At 58.5% G+C, this 9,287-nt stretch carries 5 protein-coding genes and 6 pseudogenes; 8 read left to right on the forward strand and 3 right to left on the reverse strand.

The window, feature by feature from the left end; translation table 11 throughout:
- Nucleotides 1-68: 68 nt before the first annotated feature.
- Nucleotides 69-1,157 (reverse strand): annotated as a pseudogene (locus KJQ96_RS37355) (IS630 family transposase).
- An 813-nt stretch (nt 1,158-1,970) separates the two neighbouring features.
- On the opposite strand from KJQ96_RS37355, the pseudogene KJQ96_RS41020 reads away from it, so the two are divergent.
- Nucleotides 1,971-2,356 (forward strand): annotated as a pseudogene (locus tag KJQ96_RS41020) (hypothetical protein); the annotation flags it as partial.
- A 34-nt stretch (nt 2,357-2,390) separates the two neighbouring features.
- Here the strand turns inward: KJQ96_RS41020 and KJQ96_RS37360 are convergent.
- Nucleotides 2,391-3,179: pseudogene (locus tag KJQ96_RS37360) on the reverse strand (ISNCY family transposase); the annotation flags it as partial.
- A 202-nt stretch (nt 3,180-3,381) separates the two neighbouring features.
- Here KJQ96_RS37360 and KJQ96_RS37365 point away from each other — a divergent pair.
- The 4 genes and pseudogenes from KJQ96_RS37365 to KJQ96_RS37380 all read left to right on the forward strand — a co-directional run.
- Nucleotides 3,382-3,582, forward strand: a complete 201-nt coding sequence (locus tag KJQ96_RS37365; protein WP_145963803.1) for a hypothetical protein — start codon at nt 3,382-3,384, stop codon at nt 3,580-3,582.
- Nucleotides 3,583-4,277: 695 nt separating this feature from the next.
- Nucleotides 4,278-4,721: a type IV toxin-antitoxin system AbiEi family antitoxin gene (locus KJQ96_RS37370; RefSeq protein ID WP_375293262.1), complete on the forward strand. Its 444-nt coding sequence runs from the start codon at nt 4,278-4,280 to the stop codon at nt 4,719-4,721.
- Between the two features lie 29 nt (nt 4,722-4,750).
- Entirely contained in the window at nt 4,751-5,587 is an 837-nt protein-coding gene (locus KJQ96_RS37375) for a nucleotidyl transferase AbiEii/AbiGii toxin family protein (RefSeq protein WP_249735011.1), read from the forward strand.
- Nucleotides 5,588-5,911: 324 nt separating this feature from the next.
- Nucleotides 5,912-6,574: pseudogene (locus KJQ96_RS37380) on the forward strand (DDE-type integrase/transposase/recombinase); the annotation flags it as partial.
- Nucleotides 6,575-6,721: 147 nt separating this feature from the next.
- Here the strand turns inward: KJQ96_RS37380 and KJQ96_RS42455 are convergent.
- A pseudogene (locus tag KJQ96_RS42455) lies at nt 6,722-7,079 on the reverse strand (transposase); the annotation flags it as partial.
- Nucleotides 7,080-7,669: 590 nt separating this feature from the next.
- Between KJQ96_RS42455 and KJQ96_RS37385 the strand changes: the two are divergent.
- From KJQ96_RS37385 to KJQ96_RS37395, 3 genes and pseudogenes are all read left to right on the forward strand, one after another.
- On the forward strand, nt 7,670-7,978 hold the full coding sequence (locus tag KJQ96_RS37385) for a helix-turn-helix domain-containing protein (protein WP_249735013.1): 309 nt from the start codon (nt 7,670-7,672) through the stop codon (nt 7,976-7,978).
- Between the two features lie 420 nt (nt 7,979-8,398).
- A pseudogene (locus KJQ96_RS37390) lies at nt 8,399-8,833 on the forward strand ((2Fe-2S)-binding protein); the annotation flags it as partial.
- Between the two features lie 9 nt (nt 8,834-8,842).
- A partial coding sequence (locus KJQ96_RS37395; protein WP_305831011.1) for a nitrogenase component 1 occupies nt 8,843-9,287 on the forward strand: 445 nt, incomplete at its 3' end.

Raw genomic sequence — 9,287 nt, forward strand, 5'->3', positions numbered from 1 at the left:
ACTTTCGCTGATTCGGCGCCCCGATGCGCCTAATGCTGTGAGATATCCGGGCTAGTGTTCTGACTCATTCATTTGCATCCCGCTTTTGCGATGGCGAGCGCTTTTTTGGCTCGGCGGTGCTTTGCGAGGATGGATTTGGCGCTGGCGGTCCACCTGAAGGGCTATGGGTTTTGGTTTCGATGCTCGATCCACTCGGCAATCGCGGTCTTGAGTTCGGTGACGTCGTTGAAGGTTCCTCGCCGGATGCGCTGGCGAGTGATTTCGGCGAAGAGCCGCTCGACGAGGTTGAGCCAGGAACAGGATGTCGGCGTGAAGTGCAGCGTGAAGCGTTTGTGTCGCGCCAACCAGCGCTTCACGGCCGGCGTCTTGTGGGTGGCATAGTTGTCGAGGATCAGATGCAGATTGAGATGTGCGGGCGTCTCGCGGTCGATTGTTTTCAGAAACGAGAGGAACTCGTCTGCCCGATGGCGTGCCAGACATTCGCCGATGACGGTACCGGCCGCCACATCGAGCGCGGCGAAGAGTGTTGTGGTGTCGTTGCGCTTGTAATCATGGGTCATCGTGCCGGCACGGCCCTTTTTCAAGGGCAAACCCGGCTGAGTGCGGTCGAGTGCCTGGATTTGACTCTTTTCATCGGCGGAAAGCACCAGCGCCTTCTCCGGCGGATCGACGTAAAGGCCGACGATGTCCTCGACCTTCGCGATGAAGTGGGGATCGTTGGAGATCTTGAAGCTGCGCAGGAGATGCGGCTTGAGGCCGTGTTCGGCCCAGATGCGCTGCACGCTCGTGTGGCTGATGCCCATTTCTTCCGCCATCGACCGCACGCTCCAGTGCGCGGCATTGGCCGGACGCTCCTTCACGGTCTTCTCGACGACCTTGAGCTTCATGGCAGCGCTGAGCGGCTTCCGGCCAGGCGGCTTGGAGCGGCCTTTGATCAGACCATCGACGCCGGCCTCGACAAAATAGTCCTGCCAGCGCCAGACGGTGGTCTTCGAAACCCCGACCTCACGCATAATCGCCACGATGCCATGACCGTCCGCCGTCATCAGCACGATCCTCGCTCGCTTGGCGATCTTCTGAGCCGTGTTTCCATCGGTGAGCAATTGCTCCAGTTCCCTACGAGCCTTGCGATCAAGTACAATCAAGTCGTTTCCCATGCCGCGAGTGAATCATGTTCGCGACAAGTTGGGATTCAAATGTCAGTGACAGAACTACGCTGATCGAAGCCTGGGCTTCACAGAAGAGCTTTCGCCCCAAGGATGGCAGCGGCGACGATGATAACGGCGCCAATTTCCACGCCACCATGGAGAACCGGCATGGGCTGGCGGTGGCCGGCAGGGTACGCCGCCAATGGCACCGCCGATCATGTCGCCAATCTTCCCGCTATCAAAGCCGTACCCGCCGCCCGGGGCCCTCACGAGCGTGATGACGCAGTTGATCCTCGACCATGCAGCGTTGGCAGCGATGCCGCCTGCGAAAGCGTAATGGCGGCCAATGGCAAAGTTCAGAGGGCTATTTTGTCCTCCTTGTCGGAGATGCACCCTCGACCGAGGGCTGGTTTGAGCGCTGCGAGTTGATCGTGCGGATATCCTGGCGGCACGCGGAGCGATTGCGGCATTTTAGCGAGGCTTCAACTTTGCTGGGAAGTGGAATCAGTGTCGTCCTTCAGGTAATTCAGCATAGTGTTGCAGGCGTCCTCGGCCTCAGCGAAACTTTGGAGGGGCAAGCCGAGAACCCTGATCGCGCCACGGCCCTGGTGAAGCGGACGCCACGACGCGACGTAGCCCAACCTTCCGCGAAAGCCAGGACCGGTTGGGCTCTGGAAGCTGATCACGAACGAATAGTGGTCGCTGCTTGCGCTCCATATCTCCATGTCTTCGACGGCACGATGGAATTGCAGGGGCATCAGGGTCCGTTCGCTGGGCCGGCCCGAGAACCAAACTGCTGGGGGCCGGCGCCGGGTAGGGTCAATACAGCGCGATAGGAATGGTAACGATACAGCCGACTTCCTGTTCTTGCTGGTGAACGATGCCAGCGCTACGGACATCATTCGCCGCGGCTCCCATTAGTCGTTGCTGCTGGTGGACCGCCGCGATCGCGAAAGGCCGGTTGCCTACCACTACGACCCGCCCGGGGACACAATGACAGACCTGCAGCAATGCTCGCAGCACGGGTGGGAGCCAACCTGCAAGGCGCCCCCATAAGCCAGCAGAGGAACGGCTATGATTGCGGCGTCTTCGTGGTGGACGGTACGCGGGCGCTGGTTAGGCGATTGGCGGGAAGACGGCAGGCAGACCTGAACCTCGAGAACCTCGTCGTCGATCGGCAGGCACTGCAGAGCCGACTGAGGGGCTGATGCCGGCTTCGACTGATAGGGCGCGCCGAGCTGGACTCGTTCTTGCGGTAGGGTCGGCAACGCGTGAACACAATGTTCGCCTGCTCACAATACGCTTTCAGCGTTTCGTTTATGAACACGGTATCATTGTCGGCATCGATGCCCTGCAACGAGAACGGCAGCTGTCGGCGAAGTTCTGTCAACACGGTGCTCAGGAGCGTTTGCTCGCGCACCAGCAACGGCGCACACTCCGTCCAACCGGTCGCAATATCCGTGAGCACCAGCGTCTGGATAAAACTACCGCGCCCCGAGGGCCCGCTGTGGGCGACCAGATCGGCTTCGACAAAGCCCAGCGCCGGATCCTTCCAGTCGGCGGACGTCCGTACCGGGATGCTCCGTCGCAATGCGCTCGCCACCGGCCGGCGCCGCTGGCGTGCACCCTCCTCTCGGACCTTCCCCAGCGCCCGATCGATCGTCGACGCGCTCGCCGCCAGCGCTTCGCGCGGATTTCAGGCGCCAGGCCCATGTGGCCGTTCCGTTCCATCGACTCGATCAGGAGCAGCAGCAGCGCTTTCAGTCTCTTGCCGCAAATCCGGTCCGATGCCTCCCAAAGAACTACCAGCGCATTTCGTTCAGCTTCCTCGTAAATCCGCCGACGGGTGCGCCGAACCCGGGATTTCTCCATATCGCCTCGGAGCAGGCGCATCGAATGCTTTCGATGGAAGCCCGTCACCACCACAAACTCGTTGAGAATTCGCGCCTTCTCCGCGCGGCTCGCCTCTCTGTAGCGCTGCCCCACAGCGGCCGTCAGCTCTCTTCGAGTCGCCATGCTCAGTTGCCTCATTATCGCCCCCCAGTCCCATCTCACTGGGGAGCAAATTACGTGAGGCAACGGCCTAGCATTCAGGAACATTTCAGGCGACGCAATGCGGCTTCCCATCCAGATTGTCGCGCTATAGAATTGTGGGCTATTTCACAATGCTGATATTTGAAGTGGGGTAGATAAGCGTTCGCCAAGGGCCAAATATCGATTTGGGGGGCAGCAGATGGAACGCAAGCTATCATCATTGGAGCAACAGGCTGCCGACGCTCTCCGTCGTGCAAGAAGCTTACCTATTGGTGCGGACCGCAACGACCTACGGCAACTTGCCCGAGGGCTTCTGTGGCTGCACCGCAACGGCATGGATGCGTTGATGAACGAACGTAGTAGCAATTGGTTAGAGAAGCCGGTGCTAACTGCCGCCTGATTGTTGCACTTGGCCAATGGATGTCTGGCCAGGAGGCGATGACATATCCGCCTCTCGTCATTCATGGTTGACCGGTCAAGTCCGTGGAATCCGCTTAGATATTCGGCTCGCACCAAGGCTGTTTAGCCGTGGGGGCCGCAAACAGATGGATAGGCCAAGCCTTCGCTGAGCAAGTTCTGGCCCTCGACCGTCGGGGATCATCTCGCATCGTGTTGAAAAACGGACAGTCAATTTACGAGTATATAGCTGTATGAATAAAGCATCATTGAATAAAGCATCATATTGAAAAATGGATGATTTCCGTCTATAATTCAATGCAATGCTAGATGCTCCTGTCACCCTTTCTGCGTACACGACCCGCCTCCAGGCCGCGGGCAAAATCTCCTTTACCCGCGACGAAGCGATGCGTGTTTTGGACTGTCTAAAGCCGCTTTCTTGAAGAGCGCGAAACGTCTGGAGCAAAAACAGCAACTCGTAAGTCCTCGAAACGGCTTCTATGTAATCGTGCCGCCGCAATATCTCTCATGGGGCGCGCCGCCTCCGACCTGGTACATTGACCAACTGATGCGCCACGAGAACCGACCGTACTATGTCGGACCGAAGGCCGCGGAACTGCAAGGCGCCTCACATCATGCGGTGATGGAATTTCAGATCATCACCAACAAGCAGATCCCAAGATGCGGGTCGGGCGCTCCATGCTCGTATTCTACTATCGCAAGGATTTTTCGCAGGTCTCGAACGCATTACAGGATTTCAATACCGACGCTGGCACGATGAAACTTTCGTCGCCCGAACTTACCGCGTTGGATCTCCTGCGGTATCTGCACGTAGCTGGTAGCATCGACGCGATCGCGACGGTATTGAGCGATCTCGCGACGCGTATGAAAGCAGACAAGCTTGCATCCCTGGCGCGGCAATTCGAGCGCACGGTCATCCAACGTCTCGGTTATTTATTGGAGCGCCTTGGTCACGAGCAGGTAGCAGGTCCCTTGGAAAGCTATCTCCATGAAAACTATAAACCTCTGCCCTGGGTAATGCTGGAGCCGCAGAACCGCAAAGAGCACGCTCAAGAAAGCGAACCTCCGCTCGTACGCAGCACGCGTTTGGCACGTCATCGTCCATCGTTACCCCGAGATTGACGAATGATTCCGGCCCTCAACATTGTCGCATGGTCGCAGACAACGCCATGGGTCGAACAAGGCAGGTCGAGCAAGACCTGATCATCAGCCGAGCGCTGGTCGCGCTCTTTTCGGATGAGTTCTTGAAGGCGGAACTCGGAGGGACCGCGCTCAACAACCTGCATTTTCCAAAGCCGTTGCGCTACTCCGAAGACATCGACCTCGTGTACCACGGCAGGCCCGATAGGGCCGGTGTTGACCGCGTTCGCGAAGTTCTGAATCCGTGGTTTGGCGAACCGCAATTCGTACAAAACGAAATTGCGCCCAAGCTCAAATACTCGGTCGAAGCCGAAGACAAGAGCAACCCTGCGCCAATCCGCTTGAGGATCGAAATCAACACGCGGGAGCGTACTGCCTACGACACACCGCAATCTCTGCCATTTAAAGTAGAAAACACGTGGTTTACAGGCACCGCCGACATATCGACGTTTTCAAACGAAGAATTACTCTCGACCAAGCTTCGCGCGCTGCTCCAATGCCATAAGGGGCGGGACCTGATCGACATTGCGCACGCTCTCGATATCTTCGAGGGATTTGATGCGAGCACGACCGTAGAAGTCTTGGGCAAATACCTCGCGGCTGGCGGGATATCGATATCCCGCGCTGAAGCCGAAAAGCGCATGTTCACGAAACTCAACAATCCAAACTTCATGGCTGATGTTCGCCCGCTGCTGTCCGCAGACGAGGCGGAGGATTTCGACGACGATGCGGCGAAGGCTGCGTTCGTCAAGGTCTTCAGTAAGATCATCCGTCTGATGCCGGGCGAGGCCTGGTCCAAGACGGAGAAGATGATCGAACAGTCTGGACTTATTGATCAGTTCGAATAAAGTCGATGGTCAGAAGCCCAACCGAAGCTTTTTCGGTGAATGCCCTTGGCCATGAGATGGCGAAATCGCGAGCGAAGCAGGTTTTGAGCTGACAGTTTACAAGCCGCTTGAAGTTACGAAGGGTTGTTTGCACTTTTCGAGCAAAAGCTCCCAGACTTCGCACAGCAGATTTTCAGCGTCGCGCACATCCCAAGGCATTAGTGACATTCCATTAACATTAACAGTGCGAACGGGCCATCTCGGTCAGCTTTCGATCCCGCGGCACTTTTGAAACAAGGTGACCTTGCCCCACGGGCTTATTCCAGTTTGAAATTCGTTCTGGCCCTGATCCGCTACCGCTCCACCCGCCCTCCAGACGCGGCTCTGCGCGGCCGGTTGCGCGATCTCGCCAACGAGCGGCGGCGTTTCGGCTATCGCCGGCTGTTCATCCTGCTGCGGCGGGAGGGAGAGCCGTCGGGATCAACCGGATCTACCGGCTTTATCGGGAGGAAGGGCTCGCCGTCCGCAAGCGGCGTGGCCGCCGCAAGGCTGTGGGGACGCGGGCGCCGATCCTGGAAGCGACGCCGAATGCACGCTGGTCGTTGGATTTCGTCCACGACCAGTTCGCCAATGGCCGACGCTTCCGTATCCTCAACATCGTCGACGATGTCACCAAAGAGTGCCTGGGGCTATTCCAGATACGTCGATCTCAGGACGGCGCGTTGCCCGCGAACTGACGGCGATCGTCGAGCGACGCGGCAAGCCCGGAAGATCGTACCCGACCATGGCACTGAGTTCACCTGCAATGTCATGCTCGCCTGGAGCAAGGACACAGTCATCGACTGGCACTTCATCGCGCCGGGGAAACCGATGCAGAACGGTTTCATCGAGAGCTTCGTGTATAGACGGCCCCGCGGGTGCAAGGGATTTCGACAGCGTTTTGGAGATCGGTCGGGTGCGTTCATGTATACGGCCTGTTGGTGCGACCGATATCATGGCCGCTGGCCCTGATGGAGATCGCGGATCGAGGCCTCATCAACGGGTTCGCGCTTGTTGCGCTTAAAGCTCTTCGGGTTTTCTCGATCCCCAGCTCCGCCGGTTTCCATCATGCTGTCATCTGCCCTCACACCTAAAGTGGCCAGCCTGCTTGGCAGTTCACCCCGCAGCCTTATAGAACTCACCGGTCGTCATCATCGCCCAGATGATCCGAGCTTCTTAACTTGTTGGCAACGGCGATTGCAACGACTATGGGGCGACGTCACTCAAGTAGTGCGTCGATCCAGGCCGCTCCGACCCGTGATCGCGCCTTTGGGTACCGGACGACGTTGCGTGCCCCAATAATCAGCAAGTGCCGGAGATGGGCGTCCCCCCTGCTTCCTTATATGGCCGAGCCTTTCCTTCCCACACGTGGAGTTCTGCCTTGGCGTCAGGCCGAGCCGAGCCAGGCAGCGAACTCCCGACCGGAGCGGAACATGGCGGGGTCTGAGACAGTGGCCGCGACGGCCGTGGCCGTAAAGACGATAACAAAATATGGGGCGTGTGCGCGAGCGACTTGCCGAGTGAATGGCCGAGCGCCGCCACAACGGCGACCAGGAAAAAAGGCCGCTTGAACGAACAAGCGGCCCAAGTCTAGGGAGGAAACGCCCAAGAGGGCAGCGATAGCGCATGGCGCCACCGCACTGCGGTAGATGCGTTGGCGGGGCATAAAACGCAAGAGGTTGACTTCCGGATCGATGTCAAAGTGCGCCTTTTTCCAGCCTTGCTTACTGAGCGTTCGGGCAATGATGTTTTGGCAAGACCAACAATCGCGATCAGGAGTATGTGGCGCTGTTGAGATCACTACAAAGACAGGTTTGTTCCACTATCACTTTACGATGAGGCCGACAAATCGCGTCCCAGATCACAAAAGCAAAGGACCGCCATAATCTGGTCGGTCAATTCAAATCCGGTGACAATAGCCGGGCGATTTCCTCGGGCTCTCCGGCTTACCGCAGCACGAGTTTTCCGCTCGCAATCGGCCGTGTCGCGCTGTGCCAAATCTCCAGAGCATCGTTCGCGACATTCGCCGAGAACCGGCCGCGGTTGTTGCGCCGAATCAATGAGTTGGCGGGCCGCGAGCTCGCCCGGGCACAGGAACATATGGTCTTGCTCGGACGGCACTCCGCCGAAGAGAAGGTGGCGAGCTTCCTGATCGGCTGCCGCGACCGACTCAGTGGAATTGAATGTGGTGGAGAAATTCTGCCGCTGCCGATGAAACAGCTGGACATCGCGGATTATCTGGGGCTCACCATCGAAATGGTGAGTCGTACCTTCACGAAGCTCGAACGTGATGGCGTGATCCGCACCTTTACGCGTGGCGTCGTCCTGTTGGATGCCGCGCGCGCCGAAGCGCTGTCTGCGGGCGTAAGTTGAAGCGCGTCGCGTCTGGTTCTTTTGCCCTCATTTGATCAAGGTCAAAGACGCGTCTATTGAAACGGCGATATATTCGCATCAGCTTCAATGGAGATCGTCATGCGCACCGATTCGCTCTTGGCTTCCGCAGCCGTCATCTCGGTCTTCGTTATTTTCGCCGCTGCCCTTGCTTGGGTCAATGTGCAATCCCCAGGGTGCATCAGGCGCCACCCGAGGGGGCGCGCAAGCGTCGTCCTTTCTGATTCCTTCAGGCAGCCGCTGGACCTGATGGAAAACTCCCTCCGGTGGTGTGGATAGCTGATCGGGGTCGATCTCGATCAAGGACAATGCAGCGTGGCCCGGGCTGATGGGGCAGACGCCCATGCAAAGAGAATCAAACATGCAGCAAGCTCAATCCGCGAAGTGGATGACCCATGGCGGAAAGCGGCGATGCCCTGGCTCGACATCAACCAGGAGCGCTACCACGCCTACATGGGCTATGTCGGTATGGTGAAGCTGGTCGAGGAGATCGACAAGGCGCTGTTCAACCCGATCTGGGAGCAACTGCGCCGGCCGGTGCCGTGGGACGAAGTCGCCAATAACTGGCGGGCCAAGGCCATTGCGCAAATGGACGCGCAGGCCGCCGAGGTCGCCGCCGATCCGGAGACGACCCGGCGCGCGAAAAAGGTCTGCTTCTGCAAGGAAGTCGATCTCGGAACCATCGAGGACGCAATCCGCTCGCATGGCCTGACCAGCGTCGAGGCAGTCAGACAGCACACCAACGCGTTCGGTGGCTGCTGTAAGAGGCGTATCGAGGACATCCTGGCCACGATGCCGGTGTCCTCGCCGCCTGCCATGCTGCAAGCCGCGGAATAGGACGGCGTCATGGCCATCGTCACCACGCCGAAGAAGGCCTGCGCGGTCAACCCGCTGAAGATGAGTCAGCCGATTGGCGGCGCATTCGCCTTCATGGGGCTGCGTGGGGCGATGCCGCTTCTGCACGGCTCGCAAGGGTGCACATCCTTCGGGCTCACGCTGTTTGTGCGGCATTTCAAGGAGGCGGTGCCGCTGCAGACGACTGCGATGAGCGAGGTGGCGACCGTGCTCGGCGGTTATGAAAATGTCGAGAAGGCTATCCTCAACATATACAATCGTGCCAAGCCGGAGATCATCGGGATCTGCTCGACCGGAGTGACCGAAACCAATGGCGATGACGTCGACGGCTACATCAAGCTGATCCGCGAGCAGCATCCGCAGCTTGCCAAATTTCCTCTTGTCTTTGTCTCGACGCCCGATTTCAAGGACGCCTTCCAGGACGGGTGGGGAAAGA

The sequence above is a fragment of the Bradyrhizobium sp. sGM-13 genome, assembly GCF_018398875.1.
GTDB lineage: Bacteria > Pseudomonadota > Alphaproteobacteria > Rhizobiales > Xanthobacteraceae > Bradyrhizobium.

Excerpts from the sequence above, each read along its gene's own strand:
- KJQ96_RS37365 (WP_145963803.1), top strand. The coding sequence starts at position 3,382 with ATGGAACGCAAGCTATCATCATTGGAGCAACAGGCTGCCGACGCTCTC.
- KJQ96_RS37370 (WP_375293262.1), top strand. The coding sequence starts at position 4,278 with ATGCTCGTATTCTACTATCGCAAGGATTTTTCGCAGGTCTCGAACGCA.
- KJQ96_RS37375 (WP_249735011.1), top strand. The coding sequence starts at position 4,751 with ATGGTCGCAGACAACGCCATGGGTCGAACAAGGCAGGTCGAGCAAGAC.